This window comes from Mycobacterium sp. E796, assembly GCF_001672815.1.
Taxonomy (GTDB): domain Bacteria; phylum Actinomycetota; class Actinomycetes; order Mycobacteriales; family Mycobacteriaceae; genus Mycobacterium.
Window position 1 is genome coordinate 1 of sequence record NZ_LZKK01000355.1, and the last position, 24,560, is coordinate 24,560.

The 24,560-nt window shown below is 69.7% G+C and carries 21 protein-coding genes and 2 pseudogenes; 15 read left to right on the forward strand and 8 right to left on the reverse strand.

From position 1 onward, the window contains the following. The coding region (locus A5706_RS29470; protein WP_156767403.1) for a PE family protein at positions 1-1,247 on the reverse strand (1,247 nt) is incomplete at its 3' end. 322 nt (positions 1,248-1,569) lie between these two features. Between A5706_RS29470 and A5706_RS29475 the strand changes: the two genes are divergently transcribed. Further along, positions 1,570-4,188 carry an AAA family ATPase gene (locus A5706_RS29475; RefSeq protein ID WP_082964724.1) on the forward strand — a complete coding sequence of 873 codons (2,619 nt, stop codon included), beginning with the start codon at positions 1,570-1,572 and terminating at the stop codon, positions 4,186-4,188. 621 nt (positions 4,189-4,809) lie between these two features. Further along, complete coding sequence (locus A5706_RS32705; RefSeq protein WP_231985462.1) at positions 4,810-5,280, forward strand: hypothetical protein; 471 nt, start codon at positions 4,810-4,812, stop codon at positions 5,278-5,280. A 290-nt stretch (positions 5,281-5,570) separates the two neighbouring features. On the opposite strand, the gene fadD8 is transcribed toward A5706_RS32705, so the two are convergent. Continuing rightward, positions 5,571-7,172, reverse strand: coding sequence for a fatty-acid--CoA ligase FadD8 (gene fadD8, locus A5706_RS29485; protein WP_068139365.1), 1,602 nt, complete (start codon positions 7,170-7,172; stop codon positions 5,571-5,573). A gap of 66 nt (positions 7,173-7,238) precedes the next feature. On the opposite strand from fadD8, the gene A5706_RS29490 reads away from it, so the two are divergent. Genes A5706_RS29490 through A5706_RS29515 form a run of 6 tightly spaced genes read left to right on the forward strand, consistent with a single transcriptional unit; the run spans position 7,239 to position 14,001 of the window. Next, entirely contained in the window at positions 7,239-8,843 is a 1,605-nt protein-coding gene (locus tag A5706_RS29490; protein ID WP_068139368.1) for an amidohydrolase, read from the forward strand. Further along, positions 8,840-9,811, forward strand: coding sequence for an o-succinylbenzoate synthase (locus tag A5706_RS29495; RefSeq protein ID WP_068139370.1), 972 nt, complete (start codon positions 8,840-8,842; stop codon positions 9,809-9,811). The genes A5706_RS29490 and A5706_RS29495 overlap by 4 nt, the downstream gene beginning before the upstream one ends. Continuing rightward, complete coding sequence (locus A5706_RS29500; RefSeq protein ID WP_067154991.1) at positions 9,808-10,596, forward strand: alpha/beta fold hydrolase; 789 nt, start codon at positions 9,808-9,810, stop codon at positions 10,594-10,596. Before A5706_RS29495 ends, A5706_RS29500 begins: the two co-directional genes overlap by 4 nt. 47 nt (positions 10,597-10,643) lie before the next feature. Then, positions 10,644-12,278 (forward strand): 2-succinyl-5-enolpyruvyl-6-hydroxy-3-cyclohexene-1-carboxylic-acid synthase, encoded by a 1,635-nt coding sequence (menD, locus tag A5706_RS29505; protein WP_068139373.1) that lies wholly within the window; start codon positions 10,644-10,646, stop codon positions 12,276-12,278. After that, positions 12,275-12,817, forward strand: a complete 543-nt coding sequence (locus tag A5706_RS29510; protein ID WP_082964727.1) for a DUF3592 domain-containing protein — start codon at positions 12,275-12,277, stop codon at positions 12,815-12,817. The genes menD and A5706_RS29510 overlap by 4 nt, the downstream gene beginning before the upstream one ends. A gap of 29 nt (positions 12,818-12,846) precedes the next feature. Beyond that, the gene (locus A5706_RS29515) at positions 12,847-14,001 is read left to right on the forward strand and encodes a glycosyltransferase family 1 protein (protein ID WP_068139377.1); all 1,155 of its coding nucleotides are present in this window, start codon (positions 12,847-12,849) and stop codon (positions 13,999-14,001) included. A gap of 1 nt (position 14,002) precedes the next feature. On the opposite strand, the gene A5706_RS29520 is transcribed toward A5706_RS29515, so the two are convergent. Together A5706_RS29520 and A5706_RS29525 are read right to left on the reverse strand one after the other, a co-directional pair. Further along, a complete protein-coding gene (locus A5706_RS29520; protein ID WP_068139381.1) occupies positions 14,003-14,827 on the reverse strand; it encodes an SDR family oxidoreductase in 825 nt (274 codons plus the stop codon). A gap of 46 nt (positions 14,828-14,873) precedes the next feature. After that, positions 14,874-15,350 carry a MarR family winged helix-turn-helix transcriptional regulator gene (locus A5706_RS29525; protein WP_231985463.1) on the reverse strand — a complete coding sequence of 159 codons (477 nt, stop codon included), beginning with the start codon at positions 15,348-15,350 and terminating at the stop codon, positions 14,874-14,876. A 76-nt stretch (positions 15,351-15,426) separates the two neighbouring features. Here A5706_RS29525 and A5706_RS29530 point away from each other — a divergent pair, with 76 nt between their 5' ends. Genes A5706_RS29530 through A5706_RS29540 form a run of 3 tightly spaced genes read left to right on the forward strand, consistent with a single transcriptional unit; the run spans position 15,427 to position 18,598 of the window. Further along, entirely contained in the window at positions 15,427-16,578 is a 1,152-nt protein-coding gene (locus A5706_RS29530; RefSeq protein WP_068139383.1) for a sulfotransferase, read from the forward strand. Next, positions 16,568-17,884 carry a DUF1214 domain-containing protein gene (locus tag A5706_RS29535; protein ID WP_068139387.1) on the forward strand — a complete coding sequence of 439 codons (1,317 nt, stop codon included), beginning with the start codon at positions 16,568-16,570 and terminating at the stop codon, positions 17,882-17,884. Before A5706_RS29530 ends, A5706_RS29535 begins: the two co-directional genes overlap by 11 nt. Before the next feature lie 18 nt (positions 17,885-17,902). Continuing rightward, a complete protein-coding gene (locus tag A5706_RS29540) occupies positions 17,903-18,598 on the forward strand; it encodes a demethylmenaquinone methyltransferase (RefSeq protein ID WP_068139389.1) in 696 nt (231 codons plus the stop codon). Here the strand turns inward: A5706_RS29540 and A5706_RS29545 are convergent. The 3 genes from A5706_RS29545 to menJ all read right to left on the reverse strand — a co-directional run bounded on the left by A5706_RS29545 (position 18,595) and on the right by menJ (position 20,981). Next, positions 18,595-18,930, reverse strand: coding sequence for a DUF732 domain-containing protein (locus A5706_RS29545; RefSeq protein WP_068139392.1), 336 nt, complete (start codon positions 18,928-18,930; stop codon positions 18,595-18,597). The two genes, A5706_RS29540 and A5706_RS29545, sit on opposite strands and share 4 nt — an antisense overlap. A gap of 26 nt (positions 18,931-18,956) precedes the next feature. Next, on the reverse strand, positions 18,957-19,634 hold the full coding sequence (locus A5706_RS29550; protein ID WP_068139395.1) for a class I SAM-dependent methyltransferase: 678 nt from the start codon (positions 19,632-19,634) through the stop codon (positions 18,957-18,959). Between the two features lie 120 nt (positions 19,635-19,754). Then, positions 19,755-20,981 (reverse strand): menaquinone reductase, encoded by a 1,227-nt coding sequence (gene menJ, locus A5706_RS29555; protein WP_156767404.1) that lies wholly within the window; start codon positions 20,979-20,981, stop codon positions 19,755-19,757. Between the two features lie 15 nt (positions 20,982-20,996). On the opposite strand from menJ, the gene grcC1 reads away from it, so the two are divergent. The 4 genes and pseudogenes from grcC1 to A5706_RS29575 all read left to right on the forward strand — a co-directional run. Further along, positions 20,997-22,004: a nonaprenyl/(2E,6E)-farnesyl/geranylgeranyl diphosphat synthase gene (gene grcC1 / locus A5706_RS29560; RefSeq protein WP_068139397.1), complete on the forward strand. Its 1,008-nt coding sequence runs from the start codon at positions 20,997-20,999 to the stop codon at positions 22,002-22,004. Positions 22,005-22,074: 70 nt separating this feature from the next. Continuing rightward, positions 22,075-22,929 carry a zinc metalloprotease HtpX gene (gene htpX / locus A5706_RS29565; RefSeq protein ID WP_068139400.1) on the forward strand — a complete coding sequence of 285 codons (855 nt, stop codon included), beginning with the start codon at positions 22,075-22,077 and terminating at the stop codon, positions 22,927-22,929. Positions 22,930-22,983: 54 nt separating this feature from the next. Then, entirely contained in the window at positions 22,984-23,319 is a 336-nt protein-coding gene (locus tag A5706_RS29570; protein ID WP_231985464.1) for a type II toxin-antitoxin system HicB family antitoxin, read from the forward strand. A 103-nt stretch (positions 23,320-23,422) separates the two neighbouring features. Further along, positions 23,423-24,490, forward strand: a pseudogene (locus tag A5706_RS29575) (PE family protein); the annotation flags it as partial. On the opposite strand, the pseudogene A5706_RS35390 reads toward A5706_RS29575, so the two are convergent. Continuing rightward, positions 24,488-24,560: pseudogene (locus A5706_RS35390) on the reverse strand (hypothetical protein); the annotation flags it as partial. The pseudogenes A5706_RS29575 and A5706_RS35390 sit on opposite strands and share 3 nt — an antisense overlap.

A 24,560-nucleotide genomic window follows, 5' to 3' on the forward strand; every position in this document is an offset into this window, starting at 1 on the left:
TCGACCTGACCGCCGTCAGCGCCGTTGTCGCCGTCACCGCAGTTGCCGGTGTTGCTTACGCCGCCGGCACCGCCGCCCCCCCCCCCGCCCCCCGCCAGGGTGCCTTTCGTGATGTTGGTGATCACACCACCGCCTCCGTTGCCGCCGTCCCCGCCGTTGCCGCCGTTACCTCCGACGCTGTTGCCGCCGGCGCCGCCGGCGCCGCCGTTGCCACCCACGTCGCCGCTGGCAGCGAAGAGACCGCCGTTGCCGCCGTGGCCGCCGTTGCCACCATTGCCGTCGACGCCGGCGACCGCGCCGGTGCCGCCCGCGCTGCCACCCAGGCCGGCGTTGCCGCCGTTGCCGCCGTTGCCGCCGGACCCGCCAAGAAGGGGTGAACCCCCTTGGCCGCCTTGGCCGCCGTCACCGCCGGCGCCGCCATCGCCGTTGGCGCCTGCATGGCCGCCGAAGAAGCCCGACAGTCCCTCCGATTGGCCCCCGATTCCACCCGTGCCGCCGTTGCCTCCTTGACCGCCGTTCGTGCCGCTTCCGGCGAGCACACCGGAGATACCGGCGCCGCCGGCACCGCCCAGGCCGCCGAGCCCGCCGGCGCCGCCGGCGCCGCCGCTGCCCATGATTAGCCCGCCGTTGCCGCCCGCCCCGCCGGCACCGCCGTTGCCGCCGGTGCCGCCGTTAACTTGGCCGGCCGCCGAACCCGTGGGGCCGGTGACGCCGGTCCCACCGGCGCCGCCCCGGCCACCGTTGCCGAAGAGCCAGGCGTTGCCGCCCCGACCGCCGGGCTGCCCGGGCGCGCCGGATCCGCCGTCACCGCCGGGACCGAACAGCAACCCGCCCGGCCCGCCGGGCGCCCCGGTGCCCGGCGCGCCGTTGACGCCCTTTCCGATCAATGGGGTGCCCAACAACAGCTCGGTGGGTGTGTTGATCACCCCGCGCACCTCTTGCCACGCGGTCTCCAGCGGCGAGGCGTTGGCCGCCTCGGTCGCCGCATAGGCACCCCCGGCCCCGCTGAGAGCCTGCACGAACTGGGCATGAAACGCCGCGGCCTGAACGCTGAGCTGCTGAAAGGCCTGTGCTTGCCCGGCAAACAGCGACGCCACCGCCGCCGACACTTCATCTTCGGCGGCGGCGAGCAGGCGTGTGGTTGGGCCCGCGGCCGCGGCGTTGGCGGAGCTGATGCTCGAACCGATGCTGGCCAGCTCCGTTGCTGCCGCCCCTACATACTCGGGCGCTGCGAAAACGAATGACACGTAAGGATCCTTCGAACTACTAGCAGTGATGGGAGTGCGGCCGCGACCCGTAGATATTTGGCCGGTCGGGCAGTTCTTTTCTGATGTGCCGGCCTCTGGTCGGCGGCGGGGTCGTCGGTTGGCAATGGGACGCGTCCGGGCGATGCCGCGGCTACAGTGAGAGCCGCATCATGTCCGGATGTGCGGTTGCTTTGGCCGCGGCGGCCCGGGGGCGCGTGTGTTTAGTGTGCGCCGGCGGGCAGGCGCGGTTGATGGGCAATTGGGCCCATTTTTCTGGCACCCGGCACAGACGGTGGGGTCTTGTCAGAACGAGGCGGCGTCGGTGGAGGGGTTGCTGGAGCGCTCGGCGGTGCTCGCCGAGCTCGGCAATGTGGCGCGGCAGGTTGCCGGCGGCGGTGCGGGGCGGCTGGTTTTGGTGCGGGGGGAGGCCGGGGTCGGAAAGACCGCGGTGCTGGATCACTTTGCGGCCGGGCTGGATTCCTCGATGCGGGTGCTGCGGGGCTGGTGTGATCCGCTGGTCGCGCCACGCCCGTTGGGGCCGCTGATCGACGCGTTGGCCGGGGTGGGACCCGCCGCGGCCGGCGCGCTGGACGCGGCGATTCAATCTGGTGATACCGGTGTGCTCTACCGGCGGCTGCTGGCGGTCCTGCGCGACGGGCACACCTGGGTGTGGGTTATCGAAGACGCCCATTGGGCCGACGGTGCCACCTTGGATCTGCTGCGCTTCCTGGCCCGGCGCACCGAGTCGCTGCCGCTGCTGCTGGTGGTGTCCTACCGCGACGATGAACTTGACCGACAGCACCCGCTGTCGGTCGCCCTGGGGGACGTGGCCACCTGCGCGGCGGTGCGCCGCATCGGGCTCGAGCCGCTGAGCCGCCATGCGGTGGCGCAGTTGGCCACCGGCAGCGGGGTCAACGCCGAGCAGTTGCACGAATTGACCGGGGGTAACCCGTTTTTCGTGACCGAGGTGTTGGCCGCCGGCCCGGCGGCGCTGACCCGGCAGGGCTTGCCGCGCAGCATCGCCGAAGCGGTGCGCGGTCGGCTGGCCCGCCTGTCGCCGTCCGCGCGCGAGACCGCCGCTGCGGTAGCGGTCTGCGGCCCACGCGCCGCTGTCGCGCTGGTGGAAAAGGTCTGCCCAGCGGCCGCCGTCGGGCTGGCCGAATGCCTCGACGCCGGGGTGCTGGTCGAAGGGCACGACGTCATCGACTTCCGCCACGAACTGGCCCGCCGCGCCACCGCCGACCAGATCGCCATCTACCAGCGCCGAGTGTTGCATAAACAGGCGCTGGCGGTGCTGGCCGAACCGTCAATCGATCCGGATACCTTGGCGGCGTTGGCGTTTCACGCCGAGCAGGCCAGCGATACTGACGCCGTCATCCGTTATGGGCCCGCGGCCGCCGAACGGGCGTCGGTACTTGGCGCGAACCGGGAAGCCGCCGAGCTATACGAGCTCACGCTGCGCCACGCCGACGGCGTACCCGTCGAGCAGAAGGTGCGCTGGATTGAGCAGCACGCGTTGACCTGCTATCTGTGCGGGCACGCCGAGGCAGCGTCGGCATCGTGGCGCGAGGCGATCCGCTGGCGTCTCGAGCTGGGTGATCCGTTCGGCCAAAGCGAGAATCTGCGCTGGCTGTCCCATGAGTTATGGGGCATGGGCCGGGTCAGCGAGGCCTTCGATGCTGCACGAGCCGCGTTAGAGCTGGTGCAAGACGCCGGACCGAGTCCGCAGCTGGGCTGGGCGCTGGCCAACTTGGCCGAGTTCGGCAGCTGGGGTTTCGACCCGGCCGTCGTTGACTACGCCGCGCGAGCCATCGCCTTAGGAACGCGCATCGGTGATAACGCCTTGGTTATCCGGGCCCGCGCCGCCGGTGCGACGGCCCAGATCCTCGCCACCGACACCGGTTGGGAGCAGCTGGAAGCGGCGTGGCGTGACGCGATGGCCACCGAAACTCGCGGCGAACATGCCGGACTGCTGTCGACTGTCGTCTGTTGGCTCGCGACGTCGCACTACGACATCGATCGCGCCGATCGCTACATCGCCGAATCGCTCGCCTACTGCCGCGACCGTAACGTGTTCACCTTCGAGGCCTTGGTCGTCGGGGTCGATGCGGTGGTGCGGCTGCATCGCGGCGACTGGGACCTCGCCTGCACGGCTGCCGAAGATCTCCTCACCCGGCCGGGCCTGGCCGCAGTGAACCGGATTCTGCCGCAGCGCATCCTCGCGCTGAGCCATGCGCGGCGCGGTCGGAACTCCGCCGTCACGCTGCTTGACGACGCCCTGGCCGGAGCCGAGACGGACCACCTCCGGTTCTTCTCGGTGTGGGCGGCGCGTGCCGAGGCGGCCTGGCTGGCCGGCGACGACGACACCTGCCGGAGCGAAGCCCAGGCAGGGCTGGCCGCCACGGCTGCCCGATCTGACCCCTGGCTGGTCGGAGCGCTGCACCGCTGGCTGTATCTGGCCGGCGGCCGATCCGCGGCCGGCGGCGGCGACCCTCGCACACCGTTCGACTTGGAGATCCGCGGCGACTGGCAGGCCGCCGCCGAGGAATGGCTGCGCCGCGGCTGCCCCTACGAGGCGGCCATCGCCCAACTCGGCGGCGATATCGCCGCCGTGCAATCGGCGCTGGCGACCTTTGACAGCCTCGGTGCCAGGGCCGCGGCACGGCGCGCCCAACAACGGCTCACCGAGTTGCGCGGTCGCACCCGCCGCACCCGCCGCGCCGACATCCTCGCCGACCCCGATGGGCTGACCCGGCGCGAAAGAGAAATACTGACGCTGATCGCCGCGGGTCACAGCAACGCCGACATCGCCACCGAACTGACCATCAGCCGCCGAACCGTTGCCCACCATGTCGCGGCGATCCTGGCCAAACTTGGCGTCGACAACCGCATCCAAGCCGCCGCCCACGCACTGCAACGCCGATCCGCATCGACGCCCTGACACGACATTTCGCGCACTGGCGCCGCGCGCAAAAAATGGGCCAAATTGCCCATCAACCGTGCCCACCCGGCGGCGCACACTTTTACGCATGCGCACCTGGGCGGGGCAGCAGCGACGCGAGAGCCGGCAGCGCATCGACCGAAGGTGAAGTCACAACATGAACACCCAGCACACCGTCAAGATGTTCGTCGCGCGGACACTGCTGTCAGGCGGCGTCGCCGTGGCGGGCTTAGGCCTGGCCGCGGGTACCGCTCAAGCCCATCTCGGTCTGTTGCCGCCGATGCAGGGCCTTTCGCCACAGGACCGCCCGGTACCGCCGGGCGAATCCGGGCCGTACATATGTTGCCCCGGAGATGGAATGGGGCTTCGCGGAGCTACCGGTCACGGATGCCCGCCCGGGTCAAACGGGCTTGGCGTCAACTGGGACAGGAGTCAGTGCCACACGTGGTGGGGCGTCGTCTGGGGGCACGGAAACGTTGACGCCAGTGTCTGGGAGGGAACTGATCCACCGCCGCCAGAGGCGACGCAGCGGCCACCGTGCGGGTTTCCGTTCATGTGTTCGGGAACGCCGTGATCCCCAGCCGGCTGGGCGATACCGCGCCCGCGGTGGAATGACTTGCATTGTCTGACAGGATAATTCGCTTCGACGCGCTCGCGTTCCCCACGCGGGTCGCATCATTTCCCGAGGCCATGCCGCACCATCGCGCGATAGAGAGGACGGTCGCCGCAGCGCTGCTGTTGGTTGGTGTGGCTGTCACCTTATTGGGACTGCCAACAGCCGCAGCGCATGCCGACACATTTTCTCCGCAGCCGCATAACTGGTGTCCCGGACAAGGATTGCCGTTCCGGGGGATCCAATGGGACATGGGTGTATGTCACACCTGGTACGAGGTTCCTTTCGGGCAGGGCAATGTGCGGATGGTTGACACGCACGGAAATCCGGTGAACAGCTTTGTGTCGGCGGACATTCCGGCGCCGGTGTTTACGCCTCCGCCTTCGCCGCCTCCGCCGCCCCCGCATCCCTTCTGCACCCCACGCGGCAATTTGATCATCATCCCGCCGATTTGCGACGAGATCGGCGTGCGCGACTGATCGGCCCCAGCGATCTGAATGGGTGGGTGGTTACCGAATGACATCCCGACGTGCCCCCGGCGCAGATGCGGTGGTCGTGCGCGTTCCGGGTGTGCGGCCACTGACCATCGGATGTCTGGAGGCTTCGGGGTCGGGATTTCGATTTTCGTGGCGCGGCAATGTGTCCACGCGGAATGAACGTCCTGTTTATGTCGTCTCGGGCGCGGATTGGCTAACGCTCGCTCAGATATTCGGGTTCGCCCCCCGTGTGGAAGACGCAGCGGCAACCGGCCGGGCCTCGCGCTGAAGCCTCAGCCCACCGCGCGGCCGGCGCCCTCCCAGAACTGCGCCCGCACGGCCTTCTTGTCGGGCTTGCCAAGCCCGGTCAGCGGCAGCGCTTCGACGACCACCACCCGCTTGGGCGACTGCACCGAGCCCTTGCGCTCCTTGACCGCGGTCTGGATCTCGATGGTCATGGTCTCGACCGCGGCGTCGTCGCGGGACGCGTCGGCGCGCAGCACCACCACCGCGGTGACGGCCTCGCCCCACTTCTCGTCGGGCGTGCCGACCACGCACACCTGCGCGACGGCCGGATGCTCGGCGATCACGTCCTCGACCTCGCGGGGGAACACGTTGAAGCCGCCGGTGACGATCATGTCCTTGACCCGGTCGACGATGAAGTAGAAGCCGTCCTCGTCCTCGCGGGCCATGTCGCCGGTGTGCAGCCAGCCGTCCTTGAACGTCTCGGCCGTCGCCTCCGGCAGATTCCAGTAGCCGCCGGCCAGCAGCGGTCCGCTGACGCAGATCTCGCCCGGTTCGCCCTGCGGCACGGGCTCGCCGTCGGTGCCCAGCAACGCCACCCGGGCGAACAGCGTCGGGCGTCCGCAGGAGGTCAGCCGCTGCTCGTCGTGGTCGGCCTTGGCCAGGTAGGTGATCACCATCGGGGCCTCGGACTGCCCGTAGTACTGAGCGAAGATCGGGCCGAATCGCCGGATCGCCTCGGCCAGGCGCACCGGGTTGATCGCCGAGGCGCCGTAGTAGACGGTCTCCAGCGACGACAGGTCGCGGGTGTGCGAATCGGGGTGATCCATCAGCGCGTAGAGCATCGACGGCACCAGCATGGTCGCCGTAATCCGTTGCTCTTCAATGACTCTCAGCACTTCGGCCGGGTCGAACTTGCTCAGTACCACCATCTCGCCACCCTTGACCACCGTGGGCGTGAAGAACGCCGCGCCGGCGTGCGACAGCGGCGTGCACATCAGGAACCGGGGGTGCTCGGGCCACTCCCACTCGGCGAGCTGGATGGCGGTCATGGCGGCGATGTTGCCGGTGGTCCCGATCACGCCCTTGGGCTTGCCGGTGGTCCCGCCCGTGTAGGTCAGGCCGCCGATGTTGTCCGGCGGCAGGTCGGCGACCACCAGCGGCTTGGGCTCGTACTTCGCCGCCTCGGCCGACAGATCGACGGCCACGCCCCGCAGCGCCTCGGGGACCGGGCCGATGGTCAGGATCTGGTTGAGCGACGGCACCTTCTCCAGCAGGCCCAGCGCGCGCTCGGTGAACATCGGGTTGGGGTCGATGATCAGCGAGCTGACCCCGGCGTCGGTGAGCACGTACGCGTGATCGTCGAGCGAGCCGAGTGGGTGCAGGGCGGTGCGCCGATAGCCCTGGGTCTGGCTGGCGCCGAGGATCATCAGCACCTCGGGGCGGTTGAGCGATAGCAGCCCGACGGTCACGCCGGTGCCGGCGCCCAGCGCCTCGAACGCCTGCGTGTATTGGCTGATCCGCTCGGCCAGCTGACCACCCGTCAGCGTGGTGTCACCGAGGAACAGCACCGGCCGGTTCTTGTGGCGCTTGAGCGCCCCCACCAGAAGGTGGCCGTTGTGGGTCGGGTTGCGCAACAGGTCGTCACTCATGGGGCAAGACTAGAACGTGTTGCAATTCGGGTCAGCTGGACCCTCCACGCACTAGCATCCGTGCACATGAGGCAGGCAGAGCTCGTCGTCACCGGGACCGTACTTACCGTCGACGACGCGCAACACACGGCCGAGGCGCTCGCCGTGGCCGACGGCCGGATCGTCGCCGTCGGCACCCGCTCCGATGTCGCCCGCCTCGTCGGCCCCGACACCCGGACCGTCGACGTCGGCGACGGCTGTGTCATGCCGGGATTCGTTGAGGCGCACGGCCATCCGCTGTTAGAGGGCGTGGCGTTGTCGGACCGGATCGTCGACATCCGGCCGGTCACCGTCCCCAGGGCCGACGACGTCGTCGCCGCGATCCGCGGGGAGGCCGCCGCACGGGGACCGGCCGGCGCCTACCTGAACGGTTGGGACGCCCTGCTGCAGCCCGGACTCCCGCAGCCCACGCTGGCCTGGCTCGACGAGATCGCTCCAGACGGGCCGCTGGTCATCATCCACAATTCCGGGCACAAGGCCTTCTTCAATTCGCGTGCCGCCCAACTCAATGGTTTGACTCGCGACACCCCGGACCCGAAGGGCGCCAAATACGGCCGCGCCGCCGACGGGGAACTCGACGGCACCGCCGAGGAAATCGCCGCGGTGTTTCCCCTGCTGGGCGGGGCCATCCAGGCCGACAGCTACCCGGCGATGCTGCTCGCCGAATGCGCCCGGCTCAACCGGGCCGGGCTCACCACCTGTTCGGAGATGGCGTTCGACCCGAACTTTGGGCCCCTCATCGAGCAGCTGCGCGGCCAACTGACGGTGCGGCTGCGCACCTACGAGGTGTCCAATCCGCAGATGTCCACTACCGCCACCCCGGGCCAGGGCGACGACATGCTGCGCCAGGTCGGCATCAAGATCTGGGTCGACGGCTCGCCGTGGATCGGCAACATCGCCCTCTCGTTCCCGTACCTGGACACCGACGCCACCCGCGCCATCGGGGTGCCGCCGGGCTCCTGCGGCTGCGCCAACTACACCGCCGAACAGCTCAGGGAGATCGTCGGCGCCTACTACCCGTCGGGCTGGCAGATGGCCTGCCACGTGCAGGGCGACGCCGGCGTCGACACCATCCTGGACGTCTACGAGGAGGCACTCAAGCGCCATCCGCGCGACGACCACCGGCTGCGCCTCGAACACGTCGGCGCGATCCGGCCCGAGCAACTCCGGCGCGCGGCCGACCTCGGCGTCACCTGCAGCATCTTCGTCGACCAGATCCACTACTGGGGCGACGTCATCGTCGACGGCCTGTTCGGCCCCGAGCGCGGATCCCGTTGGATGCCGGCGGGTTCCGCGGTGGCCACCGGCATGCGGATCTCCTTGCACAACGATCCACCGGTCACGCCCGAGGAGCCGCTGCGCAACATCAGCGTCGCGGTCACCCGCACGGCGCCCAGCGGCCGGGTCCTGGCGCCCGAGGAGCGGTTGACCGTCGAACAGGCGATCCGCGCGCAGACCATCGACGCCGCCTGGCAGCTGTTCGCCGACGACGTGATCGGTTCGCTGGAGGTCGGCAAGTACGCCGACCTGGTGGTGCTGTCGGCCGACCCCCGAACGGTGCCGCCCGAAGAGATCGCCGACCTCGAGGTGCGCGCGACGTATCTGGCGGGCCGCCAGGTCTACGGCCAGTGATACCCGCCCTCGAGGACCTCTTGGACCGCCTGCACGTGGTGGCGCTGCCGATGCGGGTGCGCTTCCGCGGCATCACCACCCGCGAACTCGCGGTGATCGAGGGCCCCGCCGGGTGGGGCGAGTTCGGCGCCTTCGTCGAATACGAGCCGCCGGAGGCCGCGCACTGGCTGGCGGCGTCGATCGAGGGCGCGTACCGGCCGCCGCCGCCGGTGCGCCGCGACCGCATCCCGATCAACGCGACCGTGCCGGCCGTCCCCGCCGCCCAGGTCAGCGAGGTGCTGGCCCGGTTTCCGGGGGCGCGCACGGCGAAGGTGAAGGTCGCCGAGCCCGGGCAGACCCTGGCCGACGACGTGGCGCGCGTCAACGCGGCGCGCGAGCTGGTTGCCACCGTGCGGGTGGACGCCAACGGCGGCTGGAGCGTCGAGGAAGCCGCCGAGGCCGCGGCCGCCCTGACGGCCGACGGCCCGCTGGAGTACCTCGAGCAGCCCTGCGCGACGGTCGGCGAACTCGCCGCCCTGCGCGCTCAGGTCGACGTGCCGATCGCGGCCGACGAGAGCATCCGCAAGGCCGACGACCCGCTGGCCGTGGTCCGCGCCGGCGCCGCCGACATCGCGGTGCTGAAAGTCGCCCCGCTGGGCGGGATTTCTGCCCTGCTGGCCATCGCCGACCAGATCCACATCCCCGTCGTGGTCTCCAGCGCACTAGATTCGGCGGTCGGCATCAGCCACGGCCTCGCCGCCGCTGCCGCCCTGCCGCAACTCGGCCATGCCTGCGGGCTGGGCACCGGCGGGCTCTTCGTCGAAGACGTGGCAGACGTCGCCGCGCCCGTCGGCGGCTACCTGCCGGTGGGGCCGGTGACGCCCGACCTGGCGCGGCTGCGGGCGCTGGCCGCGCCACCCGACCGTCGGCGCTGGTGGATCGACCGGGTCAGGGCCTGCCATCCGCTCCTTGTACCGTCGTCCGGATGATCAATCTGGCTTACGACGATCGCGGCTCCGGTGAGCCCGTCGTCTTCATCGCCGGCCGCGGGGGCGCCGGGCGCACCTGGCACCCGCATCAGGTCCCGGCGTTTCTGGCCGCCGGGTACCGCTGCATCACCTTCGACAATCGCGGCATCGGCGACACGGAAAATGCCGAAGGATTCACGACGCAGACCATGGTCGCCGACACCGCCGCGCTGATCGAATCGCTTGGCGCCGCCCCGGCGCGCGTCGTCGGGGTGTCCATGGGCGCGTTCATCGCGCAGGAACTCATGGTGGCGCGGCCCGAGCTGGTGAGCTCGGCGGTGCTGATGGCCACCCGCGGCCGCCTGGACCGCGCGCGCCAGTTCTTCCACGAGGCCGAGGTCGAGCTGCACGCCTCCGGAGTCACGGTGCCGCCCCTGCTCGACGCGAGAAACCGTCTGCTGGAAAGCTTTTCACGCAAGACGCTCAACGACGACGCCGCCGTCGACGACTGGATCGCGATGTTTTGCACCTGGCCCGTCAAGCAGACCCCGGGGCTGCGCACCCAGATGTACGTCTCCCCGCAGACCAACCGGCTGGCCGCCTACCGCAGCATCGCGGCGCCGGTGCTGGTGATGGGCTTCGCCGACGACATCGTGACGCCGGCCTACCTGGGGCGCGAGGTCGCCGATGCCATGCCCAACGGCCGCTACCTACAGATCCCCGACGCCGGGCATCTCGGGTTTTTGGAGCGGCCGCAGGCCGTCAACACCGCGGCGCTGCAGTTCTTCGCCAGCGTGCGGGTCTAAAGGCACTGCTAGGCGGCCGTGCCGGCCGCTTGTGACACGCTGTAGGAGTGAACCCCTCGACGACCCAGGCCCGCGTCGTCGTTGACGAGCTGATCCGCGGCGGCGTCCGCGACGTGGTGCTGTGCCCCGGGTCGCGCAACGCGCCGCTGGCATTCGCGCTGCAGGACGCCGACCGCGCCGGCCGCCTGCGGCTGCACGTCCGCATCGACGAGCGCACCGCCGGTTACCTGGCCATCGGGCTGGCGATCGCCGCCGGCGCGCCGGTGTGCGTGGCGATGACGTCGGGTACCGCCGTGGCCAACCTGGGTCCCGCCGTGGTCGAGGCCAACTACGCCCGGGTGCCGCTGATCGTGCTGTCGGCCAACCGGCCCTACGAGCTGCTGGGCACCGGCGCCAACCAGACCATGGAGCAGCTGGGCTACTTCGGCACCCAGGTCCGCGCCACCATCAGCCTGGGCCTGGCCGAGGACGCCCCCGAGCGGATGGATTCGCTCAACGCCACCTGGCGATCGGCCACCTGCCGAGTGTTGGCCGCCGCCACCGGATCTCGCACCGCGAACGCCGGCCCGGTGCAGTTCGACATCCCGCTGCGCGAACCGCTGGTGCCCGGTCCCGAACCGCACGGCGCCGTGGTCCCGCAGGGCCGGCCCGGCGGCAGGCCCTGGACCTACACGCCGCCCGTCACGTTCGACCAACCGCTGGAGATCGACCTGTCGCCCGACACGATCGTCATCGCGGGACACGGCGCGGGCATGCACCCCAACCTCGAGCAGCTGCCGACCGTCGCCGAGCCGACCTCATTTTCCGGCCGCCCGGTGCCCAACCCGCTGCACCCGCTGACGCTGCCGCTGCTGCGCCCGAAGCAGGTGATCATGCTGGGGCGCCCGACGCTGCACCGGCCGGTGTCCGCGCTGCTGGCCGACCCGCAGGTGCCGGTCTACGCACTGACCACCGGGCCGCGCTGGCCCGACGTCTCGGGAAACTCGCAGGCCACGGGCACGCGGGCGGTCACCACCGGCGCGCCGCACCCGGCGTGGCTGCACCGCTGCGCGGAGATGAACCGGCACGCCTACCGGGCGGTCCGCGACCAGCTCGAGGCGCACCCGCTGACCACCGGGCTGCACGTCGCTGCGGCCGTGGCCGACGCGCTGCGCCCGGGTGACCAGCTGGTGCTCGGTGCGTCCAACCCGGTCCGCGACGCGGCGCTGGTGGGCCTGAACACCCACGGCATCAAGGTACGGTCCAACCGCGGAGTCGCCGGCATCGACGGCACCGTGTCCACCGCCATCGGGGCGGCTCTGGCGCATGACGGACGCACCGTGGCGCTGATCGGCGACCTGACCTTTGTGCACGACAGCTCCGGCCTGTTGATCGGCCCCACCGAGCCGACGCCGCAGCGGCTGACGATCGTGGTGTCCAACGACAACGGCGGCGGCATCTTCGAACTGCTCGAGCAGGGCGACCCGAGGTTCTCCGACGTGTCCTCGCGGATCTTCGGCACCCCGCACGACGTCGACGTCGGCGCGCTGTGCCGCGCCTATCACGTCGAGAGCCGCCAGATCGAGGTCGACGAGCTTGCCGCGGCCCTCGACGACCCGGCGGCGGGCATGCGGGTCCTGGAGGTCAAGGCGGACCGCTCGTCGCTGCGGCAACTGCACGCGGCCATCAAGGCCGCCCTGTGATCAGACCAAAAGCGTTGCTGCACATACTCATTCATGGACGCAGCGACTCGCCCCCGAAGACGCGGGCCAGGATTGCGTTGCGCTGGTTGCGGATCGCGGTGTTGATCGTCGCCGCCCTGGTGACGTTGCAGTCGCTGCTCCTGGTGGCCGGGGCGTGGCGCGACGACCTTGCGATCCAACATCACATGGGGGTGGCGCAGGCGGAGGTGCTCAGCGCGGGACCGCGCCGCTCCACCATCGAATTCGTCACACCCGACCGCGTCACCTATCGGCCCGAGCTCGGCGTGCTGTATCCATCCGAATTGGCCACGGGCATGCGGATCTACGTCGAATACAACAAGAACGATCCGAATCTGGTTAGGGTGCAGCACCGCAACGCCGGGCTGGCGATCATTCCGGCGGGATCCATTGCGGTGGTGGCGTGGCTGGTGGCCGCGGCCGCCCTGGGCGGGCTTGCGCTGCTGGACAGGTGGCTGGACCGCCGCGCCGCAGCGGCCGACCAGCAAATTTCGCACGACGTATTCCCGCAGGCAACCTAATCGACAGGCGACGCTGAGATCGTGGTGTCGTGCGCGTTGCAATCGTCGCCGAGTCCTTCCTCCCCAATGTCAATGGCGTCAGTAACTCAGTGCTGCGTGTCCTGGAGCACCTGCGCCGTACCGGGCACGAAGCTCTCGTCATCGCCCCCGACAACCCGCCGGGTTACCCACGGGCGGACCGCATTCACGACGGCATCCGGGTCCATCGGGTGCCGTCGCGCATGTTCCCCAAGGTGACCACGTTGCCGCTCGGGGTTCCGATGCCCCGAATGGTGAGCGTGCTACGGGGATTCGATCCCGACGTGGTGCACCTGGCTTCGCCGGCGCTGCTCGGGTACGGCGGGGTGAAGGCGGCCCGCTGGCTGGGCGTGCCGACGGTCGCGGTGTACCAGACGGACGTCCCGGGTTTCGCGGCAAGCTACGGCATTCCGATGACGACGCGCGCGGCGTGGGCCTGGTTCCGCCACCTGCACAGCCTGGCCGACCGTACGCTGGCGCCCTCCAGCGTGACGATGGATTCGCTTGTCGCCCATCGGTTCCCGCGGGTGCACCGGTGGGCACGCGGGGTGGACGTGCTGCGGTTCGCGCCGTCGGGCCGCGACGAGGCGCTGCGGCGGCGGTGGTCGCCGGCCGGCAAGCCGATCGTCGGGTTCGTGGGCCGGCTCGCCCCGGAGAAGCACGTCGAGCGGCTGGTCGCGCTGAACGCCAACGACTCCGTTCAGGTCGTCATCGTCGGCGACGGCGTCGACCAAGCGAAACTGCAATCCGCCATGCCCACAGCGGTTTTCACCGGTGCGCTGTACGGCGAGGAACTCGCCGCCGCGTACGCCAGCATGGACGTCTTCGTACATCCCGGTGAGCACGAGACGTTCTGCCAAGTCGTGCAGGAAGCGCTGGCATCGGGGCTGCCGGTGATCGCCCCCGACGCCGGGGGACCGCGCGACCTCGTCGCCCCGTACCGCACCGGTCTGCTGTTGGAAGTCAACGAGTTCGAGGCGCGCCTGCCCGCTGCGGTGGAGCACCTGATCGCCGAACGTCACCGCTACGCGCCGGCGGCGCGGCGCAGCGTGCTCGGGCGGAGCTGGCCGGTCATCTGCGACGAGCTGCTCGGCCACTACGAGGCGGTGTTGTCGCCCTTCGCCCGTCGGCGGATGTTCGCGAAGCGCTACGCGCAGGGGCAGTGAGCTAGCCCTGCGCCAGCTCCGCGACGGGCTGCCACTGCTCCCAGTTGCGTAGCCGGCTCTCGTAGTCTGCCTTCGCCGTTTGCAGCGGGCCGGCGCCGAAGAACACCCGCAGTGGCGGCTCGTCGGCGTCCACCACCTTTAGCAGCGCGGCCGCCGAGGCCGACGGGTCGCCCGGGCTGGCCCACCGCTTGCTGCGCTCGGCCTGGACGGCGGCGCGAACCTCGTCGTATGCGGACAGGGGCTCGGAGTGCTTGGCCGACGCCCCCGCCCAGTCGGTGTCGAAGCCGCCCGGCTCGACGAGCGTGACGTGGATGCCGAACGGCGCGACCTCCAGGGCCAGCGCCTGCGAGAAGCCCTCCAGCGCCCACTTCGACGCGTGGTAGATGCCGACCAACGGGAACGCGACGATGCCTCCGATCGAGGAGACCTGGATGATGTGCCCGCTGCGCTGCTCGCGCAGGTACGGCAACGCGGCCTGGGTGACCCACAACGCGCCGAACACGTTGGTCTCGATCTGGTCGCGCGCCTCTTGTTCGGACAGCTCCTCGATGAAGCCGAAGTGGCCGTAGCCGGCGTTGTTCACCACGATGTCCAGGCGCCCGAAGTGATCGTGCGCACGCTTGACCGCCGCGAAGTCCCCGTCGCGATCCGTGACGTCCAACTGGATCGGCAGCAGTGCGTCGCCGTACTTGGCGACCAGGTCGTCCAGTGTCGCAATGTTGCGTGCCGTCGCGGCGACCTTGTCGCCGCGCTCCAACGCGGCGATCGCCCAGTCTCGTCCGAAGCCTCGTGATGTACCGGTGATAAACCAAACTTTTTCGCTCACGCAGCCCTACAACGCGTACGCCGTCGTGCAATTCCCGCCGGAGCCGCTACGCCTCGATCGGTGTCTTCGTCGTGTCCTCGAGGAACTTCGTCAACAGCCGGTCGAACTGCTGGAGCTCGGCCGCCGACCAGCCCGAAAGCGCCCGCGCCAGGTGCTCCCGTCGCACCTCGTGCAGCGATCCCGCGGCGCGTTCGCCGTCCGGCGTGGTCGCGATCACCGAAACGCGCCCGTCGCCCGGATCAGCGCGTCGCGTCACGAGCCCCGCGTCGGCGAGCGCCCGCACCCGGCGAGTGGCCATCCCCACGTCCATGTGCGCCATGGTCGCCAGGCGCCCGATTGGCAAGGGCCCCTCGTCGATCAACACGCGAAGCAGCATGTAGGACGGCTGGGACAGCTCGGTGTCCGCCGCCGACGCCTGCCGCGCGAACGCCGAACGACTCACGCTGAGCCGCACGACTCGTGACAGCGCGGCGCTGATGGAATCCACGGAGTCCAGCTTGGGCGCGTACGTCACAGCCGCCACGGTATCAAAGATATACTTGACAATGTCAAATATATGGCGATAGCCTCCCGAAATCAGCTCGCGCTGAGGAGGTTTCATGCCGGGCACGCGCTTCTACTTCGACTGGCCCAATTATCGGACGATGCTGCGACTGTTGCGGCGCGACCCACCCGGATCGAAGCGCTGGTCGCGCTACTTCGGATTCCTCCTCGGCGTTCCGCTCGTCGCGGCCATCCACGCGGTGTGCTTCGCCCTCGACCCGATCCTCTTCCCATCACTGCGCCGCACGCGGGTGATGGGGCCGACGTTCTGCATCGGGCACGCCCGCAGCGGCACGACGTACCTGCATCGGCTGATGGCCGCAGACCCCCAGTTCAGCTACGCCCTCATGTACGAGCTGTTCTTCCCGTCGCTATTGGAGAAGCGGTTGCTGCGCTTGCTGTTTCGGGTCGACGCCGCGGTGTTCGGAAGGCGTCTGCGCCACCGCCTCGACGCGATCGAGGAGCGCCGGTTCGCGGCGACCGACGACATGCACAAGACCGGGTTCTTCGTCCCCGAGGAGGACGACTTCTTTCTCACCTGGTCGCTGTGTTCGGGTTTCTGGATCGTGATATTCCCGTTCATGGGCGAGCTCGACTTCTACCGCGTCGACCAATGGCCCGAACGCAAGCGGCGACGGGTGATGGACTTCTACTCCGAATGCGTCCGGCGACAGATCGCGCTCAACGGCGGCGGCACGCACTTGAGCAAGAACCCCACTTTCTGCGGGCGCGTCGAATCCCTGATCGAGACGTTTCCCGACGCGAGATTCATTGTGCCCATGCGTAATCCCGAGGAGACGATCCCGAGCCTGCTAAAGATGCTGAAGACCGAATGGGGCCTGCGCGGGCGCGACGAACGCTTGATCGCAAAGTCGCTGCGCGTCTTGGCCGATCAATCGTTCGACACCTACCAACGCCCGCTCGACGTTCTGGCCAGGCATCCCGAGGTTCGGTCGGTCGTCGTCGACTATCGCGAGCTGATCGCGCAACCCGAGGACACCATGCGCCGCATCTACCGGGAGCTGGAGCTCGAGCTGGGGCCGGAGGCCGCCGAAACATTCCGGTCGGCGGGCGGTGGGCACGAATCGGCCCACCGCTACAGCCTCGAGGAGTTCGGGCTCGACCCCCGCGAGATCCACACGCGCCTGGCGGCCCTGTTCGACGAATACCAGTGGGACTCCGAAGGAGAGGACGCGAATGTCCACTGAATCAACCCGGGTCGAACTCCGCGCGGCCTGGGCGGACATGATCGACGCCCTCAACCGCGCCCGCGACGCCGTCGACTCCGAGGAGTTGCACGCGCCACCGCCGACCGGACAGGGCCTGGCGGAGGGGCACCGCTACCTGCTCGGCTTCGTGTTCAGCGCCATCGAGCGGGCGTTCTTCGAGGATCCCGACTTCCCGTATTTCCGGCGCGCCATCCAACCGCTCGACAAGGCCACCATCGACAACGCCGACGCCCTGTACCTCTCGGCCGCGATCGACGGCGCCAGGGACTACCGGGTGCGCGGCCGGCTCCCCGTCGGGGAAGGCCGAAAGGCGCCGCAGTACATCATCTTTGAGGCGCACACCGTGTACGCCGGAGACACCGGCAGCCTCGCCGAGCTCGTCCCGGGTGGGCGCGCCGTCACCGGATCGCTGGACCTCGCCGACCTCGCCGTCGACGACGACGGCCACTTCGAGATCCTGCTGGCTCCCCGGCGGCCGGCCGGCCACACCGGCAACTTCATCGGCACCGCCACGGACGACGACACCCAAACGGCGCGATTCCTGATCGCGCGCATGCTCTTTCACGACTGGGAACGCGAGGAGTCGCCGGAGCTGCACATCGCTCAGGTGGGCAAGGAGGGCGAAAGCCCGGCGCCGCTCGACCCTGCCGCCGCGGCCGATCACCTCCGTCGCGTCGGCTCGATCGTGGAAAACCAGATGAGGTTCTGGAACGAGTTTTACGACGTCGTGTTGGAGGCGCACGGCGACAAGAACGGTGACGGGTTCACCCTCATGCCCCGCAACGCCCTCAACGAACCGGCGCTCGCCAACCTCGCCATGGGCGGCGGGCAGAGCACCAACGTCTACTCCGGCGGCGTGTTCGACCTGGAGCCCGACGAGGCTCTGCTCATTGAGGTCGTCGTCCCGGTGGCGCCGGCCTACATGGGCTTCCACCTGTCGAACCTCTGGGGCGAGTCACTCGATTACGCCAACCACATCAGCAGCCTGAACGGGTTTCAGGCCGAGCCGGACTCCGACGGGACATTCCGCTACGTGGTCGCCCACGGCGACCCAGGTGTGCCGAACTGGCTCGACACCGCCGGGCACCGCGGCGGGTTTCTGGCCCTGCGGTGGACGTACTCCACGCCGCCGCCCCAATTGCCGAAGGCGTCGGTCACCAAGGTGCCGCTGGCCGATGTCCGTCAACACCTCCCGGCGACCACCCGCGCCGTCACTGCCGAGGAGCGCCGAGAGCAGATCCGGGTCCGCCAGGAACACGTCCAGCGAAGGTACCGACAATATTGACCCGGTAGCCTCGGGGCGGTGAGCCGCGCGGCGTTGGACAAGAACCCCCGGGACGTCGCATCGATGTTCGACGGGGTCGCCCGCCGCTACGACGTGACCAACACCGTGCTGTCGCTGGGGCAGGACCGGTACTGGCGCCGGGCCACTCGCTCGGCGCTGCGGCTTGGCCCGGGCCAGCGCGTGCTGGACCTGGCCGCGGGCACCGCGGTGTCGACCGTGGAGCTGAGGAAATCCGGGGCGTGGTGCGTCGCCGCCGATTTCTCGGTCGGGATGCTCGCGGCGGGCGCCGGTCGCCAGGTGCCGAAGGTCGCCGGTGACGCCACCAAGCTGCCGTTCGGCGACGCGGTGTTCGACGCGGTCACCATCAGCTTCGGGTTGCGCAACGTGGCCGACCAGCAGGCGGCGCTGCGCGAGATGTTCCGCGTCACCCGGCCCGGCGGCCGGCTGGTGGTGTGCGAATTCTCCACGCCCACCAACGCGCTGTTCGCCACCGTCTACAAGGAGTACCTGATGCGGGCGCTGCCGAGGGTGGCGCGGGCGGTGTCGTCCAACCCCGACGCCTACGTGTACCTCGCGGAGTCGATCAGGGCCTGGCCCGACCAGCCGACGCTGGCGCACCGGATCTCAGCGGCCGGGTGGTCGGCGGTGCGCTGGCGCAACCTGACCGGCGGCATCGTGGCGTTGCACGCCGGATATAAGCCTGATCGAGTCTAGCGGCCGGCCCGCTGGATGAAGCCGACCTGGTCGGGGCAGTAGTGGTCGATCGCGGCGCCCAGGAACTGGAACGCCTGGCCCTGGGTGGTGCCGAGCGGCAGGTTGCGCTGGACGAAGGTGGCTGACTTGTACGGGTCGCCGTCCACGCCCCGCCCAATCCGTTCACAGCTGATCTTCGCCAACCAGGCGAGCTGGTCCTGCGGACCGTACACGCCGAACCTGTTGACCGTGCTCTTGAACACGTAGTCGTAGTCATCGGCCTGCGCGGGCGCCGCCAGTGCGACAGCGGCGCCCGCCATGGCGATGAGAGAAGCCAGCCTCGAAGCCTTCATTAGCCGGACTATACACCCGGTTTGTGCTAGGAGCCCAGGTGCGCGGAGAGCAGCCAGGCGCCCACCGACTTGCGGCCGTCGGGCTCGTTGCGCACGTCGACGAACGGCAGGTTCATGACCGCGTCATCGGGCAGGTGGGCGTAGATGCGCGCCGGCCTGATCTCGTCGACGACCCAGTACCTGGACACCACGTCGCGCAGCTCGTCGGCGGTGACGGCGTTGATGGGGCCCTCGGGGATCGCGGCCTTGTCGAAGACCAGGGCGAAGTAGGAGGCGCCCGGTGCGGCCGCCCGCCGGATCGACTGCTGGTACCCCTCGCGTAACTCGACCGGAATCGAGTGGAACAGCGTCGAGTCGACGATCGTGCCGAACCGGCCGTCAAAACCGGTGAAGTCACTGATGTCGGCCACCTGGAAGGTGACGTTGGTCAGGCCCCGCTTCTCGGCCTCGCGCCGCGCCAGGTCGATTGCGGTGGGCGAGAGGTCGAGCCCCACCGTGGTGTATCCCCGCTCGGCCAGCGCCAGTGAGATCGCGGCCTCCCCGCAGCCCACGTCCAACACGTCGCCGTGGAAACTGCCCTGCTCGATCAGGGCGGCCAGCTCGGGTTGCGGGGCGCCGATGCTCCACGGCGGACGCACGCCCGCACCGAACGGTGATTCGCCGCGGTAGGCGCTTTCGAATTCGAAATCGGTTGGTTGAGTCATGCCTCCAGATATATCAAGCTGGCTGATATATGTCAATGCCATTGATACGGCGAGCAGACGCAAAAGTCCCCAATTCCGCTAGAAAATAGGGGCTTTTGCGACTGCTCGCGGGAAGGCGGCTCAGCTGAACGGCGTTCGGCGATCCATCAGCCGCGACAGCCGCCCGCCGCCGCGCCAGGCCCGCGCCACCCAGTCGGCGTCGTCGTCGGTGACCAGGTTGGCCATCACCCGCACGGCGATGGTCATCAGCCTCGTCGAGCGCATCGCGATCGGCCCGGTGGTGGGCAGGAACCGCTGGAAGGTCAGCAGCAGCGCCAGCCGGCGGGCCACCGAAAAGCCGCGGGCGTAGTGGTCCTGCAGCAGCGACGGCCACACCCGCGACAGGTCGGGGCAGTCCAGCAGCTCGGCGGCCAGCCGTCCCGTCTCCAGGCCGTAGTCGATGCCCTCGCCGTTCAGCGGGTTGACGCAGGCCGCGGCGTCGCCGATCAGCATCCAGTTGGGCCCGGCCACGCCGGAGACCGCGCCGCCCATCGGCAGCAGCGCCGACGACACCGCCCGCGGCTCGCCGGAAAAGCCCCATTCGTCGCGGCGCAGGTCTGTGTAGTACGAGATCAGCGGGCGCAGCGCCAGGTCGGCCGGCCGCTTCGAGGTCGACAACGCCCCGACGCCGATGTTCACCTCGCCATTGCCCAGGGGGAAGATCCAGCCGTAGCCAGGCAGCACGGCGCCATCTGGAGAGCGCAGCTCCAGGTGCGACGTCAACCACGGGTCGTCGGCGCGGGGGGTGGTCAGGTACCCGCGCGCGGCGACGCCGTAGACCGTCTCCTGGTGCCAGCGGCGGCCCAGCTTGCGGCCCAGCGACGAGCGGGCCCCGTCGGCGACGATCAACCGTCGGCACCCCACCTCCGTGCCGTCGGCCAGCTTCAGCGATACCACCCGCCTCGACGAGTCATGATGCGCGGCAACGGCTTTGACCCCCAGCAGCATCCGCGCCCCGGAATCCTCGGCGCACTTGCGGATCCGGTCGTCCAGCTCGAGGCGGGCCACCGCGCTGCCGGTCGACGGGAACGACGGGCCCGGCCAGTCGACCTCCAGCTCGCCGCCGAATCCGCTCATCCTCAAGCCCCGGTGCCGGATGCGGGTGTCGAGCCAGTCGCCCAGCCCCAGGCGTTCGAGCTCGGCGACGGCGCGCGGGGTCAGGCCGTCGCCGCAGGCCTTGTCGCGGGGGAAGCTGGCGGAATCGATGACCAGCACGTCGGTGCCTGCGCGGGCGGCCCAGGCGGCCGCGGCCGAACCGGCAGGTCCGGCGCCCACGACCACCAGGTCGGCTCCGACATTCACGCTCACCAGTATGTTGGTCGCGTGAGTACTCCGGTGACGGTGGTGGCGGGCATCGACTTCGGGGATGCCGCCTTCGCCGCGACCGTGCGGGACGGTGTCGGGCGGATCGAGCAGCTCATGGACACCGAGCTGCGCAGCGCGGACGCGGTGATGACCGACTCGTTGACCTACCTGTTCAAGGCCGGCGGCAAGCGGTTCCGGCCGTTGTTCACCGTGTTGTCGGCGCAGCTCGGACCCGCTCCGGACACCCCCGAGGTGACGATCGCCGGCGCGGTCATCGAACTGGTGCACCTGGCGACGCTCTACCACGACGACGTGATGGACGAGGCCGAGGTCCGTCGCGGTACGCCCACCGCCAACGTGCGCTGGGGCAACAACGTCGCCATCCTGGCCGGTGACTATCTATTCGCGACGGCGTCACGGCTGGTGTCCCTGCTGGGTCCGGAGGCGGTGCGGCTCATCGCCGAAACTTTCGCCCAGCTGGTCACCGGCCAGATGCGCGAGGGTCGCGGGGCGGCGGAGGGGGCGGATCCGGTCGAGCACTACCTGAAGGTGGTGTACGAGAAGACGGCGTGCCTGATAGCCGCGGCCGGGCAGTTCGGCGCGATGTTCTCCGGCGCGGACGCCGACCAGGTCGAGCGGCTGAGCCGCCTGGGTGGCATCGTCGGCACCGCGTTTCAGATCTCCGACGACATCATCGACATCGACAGCGACTCCGACGAGTCGGGCAAGCTGCCCGGGACCGATATCCGCGAAGGGGTACACACCCTGCCGATGCTCTATGCGCTGCGGGAGACGGGACCCGAGGCGCCGCGGCTGCGCGAGCTGCTGTCCGGGCCCGTCGAGGACGACGCGGCGGTGGCCGAGGCTCTGGCACTGTTGCGGGCGTCACCCGGGATGGCCAAGGCCAAGGACTTTCTGGTGCAGTACGCGGCGCAGGCGCGCGAGGAGCTGGACCTATTGCCCGATCTTCCGGGACGGCGCGCCCTTCAGACGCTGGTCGACTACACGGTCAGCCGGCACGGTTAGCGGGCCATGGAACCCCGGCCGCCTCTTTGGGCGTTCAATGGGCGATAGGTAATGCCTTAGGAGGACACCGATGACCTGGCATCCGCATGCCAACTGGCTGAAGACCTTCGCCCTGTTGGTCGGCATGTCCGCGTTGATCGTGTTTGTCGGCTCGCTGTTCGGCCGAACGGCGATGTGGCTGGCGGTGCTGTTCGCCATCGGCATGAACGCCTACACGTACTTCAACAGCGACAAGCTGGCACTGCGGGCCATGCACGCGCAGCCGGTTTCCGAGCTGCAGGCGCCGGTGATGTACCGGATCGTGCGCGAGCTGGCCACGGCCGCGCACCAGCCGATGCCGCGGCTGTACATCAGCGACACCAACGCGCCCAACGCGTTCGCCACCGGACGCAACCCGCGCAATGCGGCGGTGTGCTGCACGACGGGCATTTTGGGGATCCTCAACGAGCGCGAGCTGCGCGCCGTGCTTGGCCACGAGCTTTCGCACGTCTACAACCGCGACATCCTGATCTCCTGCATTGCCGGAGCGATGGCATCGGTGATCACCGCCCTGTCCTACATGGCGATGTTCTTCGGCGGCGGAAACCGGGAGGGCGGCAATCCCTTTGCGCTGCTGCTGGTTTCGTTGCTTGGCCCGATCGCCGCGACCGTGGTCCGGCTGGCCGTGTCCCGGTCGCGGGAGTACCAGGCCGACGAGTCGGGCGCCGTGCTGACGGGTGACCCGCTGGCGCTGGCATCGGCGTTGCGCAAGATCTCGGGCGGGGTTCAGGTGGCACCGCTGCCGCCGGAGCCGCAGCTGGCCAGCCAGGCGCACCTGATGATCGCCAACCCGTTCCGCGCCGGCGAGCGGATCGGTTCGATGTTCTCGACGCACCCGCCGATCGAGGACCGCATCCGCCGGCTGGAGGCGATGGCGCGGGGGTAGGCGCCTGCCATTTGGTCTCGGGAGCCGCGCTCTCTTTGGGAATATGCCTACCGCGTGCAATGGTCGCCCGACTACAACCAGTACGTCGGCGTGTGCATCGAATTGCCGTACCTGAGGCGCGAAGCGCCGACCGCCGAACAGGCCGTCGCCGCCGTCGAGCAGGCCACCCGCGAGCACGTGGACGCCATGCGGACATGCGGAGAAACCCCGCCCACGCCCCTTTGCGAACGCAACTACAGCGGCACCTTCGTCGTCAGGACATCGCCGCAGCTGCACGCTCGCCTCGCCCTGGAAGCCAGCGAGGAGAGGGTCTCGATGAACCAGTGGATCGTTCAGAAGCTCAGCGGCCGGGCGCCAAGCGACACTTTTGGGTTCTCCGGATTCGATTAGCCGACACGTGGGCCGCCGAAAACTATAGGGAATTCCCTGATTCGCTCGGTCCCGATCGTCCCTAGCCTCAGTCACGGACTAGTCCCGAAGGTCGGAGGTAACGATGTCTTTGCTAGTGGCGATTCCGGAAATGTTTACCTCGGCGGCCGGGGATTTGGAAACACTTGGCGACACGCTGAACGCCGCGCATGCGGCCGCCGCCGCGCCGACGACGGGCATCCTCGCCGCCGGAGCTGACGAGGTCTCGGCGGCCGTGTCGTCGCTGTTCGCCGAATACGGGCAGGCCTATCAGGCGCTCGGCGCCCAGGCGGCGTCGTTTCATCAGCAGTTCACTCAGCTGCTGAATGCCGGCGGCGCGCAATACGCCCTCGCCGAGGCGGCCAACACCAGCCCGCTGCAGATCCTCGAGCAAGACATCCTCGCCGTCATCAACACCCCCAGCCAGCTGCTCACCGGGCGGCCGTTGATCGGCAACGGCGCCAACGGCGCACCGGGCTCGGGGGCCAACGGTGGCGATGGTGGGTGGTTGATCGGCAATGGCGGGGCGGGCGGAGCCGGTGCGAACGCCCACAACGGCGGCAACGGGGGCGCGGGCGGATTGTTCGGTGGCGCAGGCGGCGCCGGAGGGGTGGGTGCGCCCTCAAGCGCGATCACGCCCGCCGGCCACGGCGGCAACGGCGGGCCGGGCGGATTGTTCGGTGGCGTCGGCGGCGCCGGGGGAATGGGCGGCCTCGGCGCGCCGCTCAGCGGCGGCAACGGAGGAGCCGGGGGCGCCGGCGGGCTGTTCGCCGCAGGCGGGGCCGGCGGGGCCGGCGGGGCCACGGATGGGCCTACTTCCACACCAGGTGCCGGCGGACCGGGCGGGGCGGGCGGCCTGTTCGCGCCCGGCGGAGCGGGAGGCGCCGGCGGCTTCGGACGTGGCCTCGGCGGGAACGGTGGCGCGGGCGGTGCCGGCGGGTTGTTCGCCGCCGGCGGGGCCGGGGGTACCGGCGGCTCGATCTCCGGCGACCTGAACGGAGGCGGAACGGCCGGAGCGGGAGGCACCGGCGGAAGCGGCGGGCTGTTCGCGCACGGCGGCGCCGGCGGTGCGGGCGGTGCGGGTCTGCTGGTCTCCGCCGGCGAAACCTCCGGCGGCCAGGGAGGCACCGGCGGCAGTGGCGGCCTGTTGGGCGGCACGCGAATTGAAGAAGGCCTTGTGCCCGGAATTGTGGATGATGACCAGCGGCCCGTCTGGAGCGATC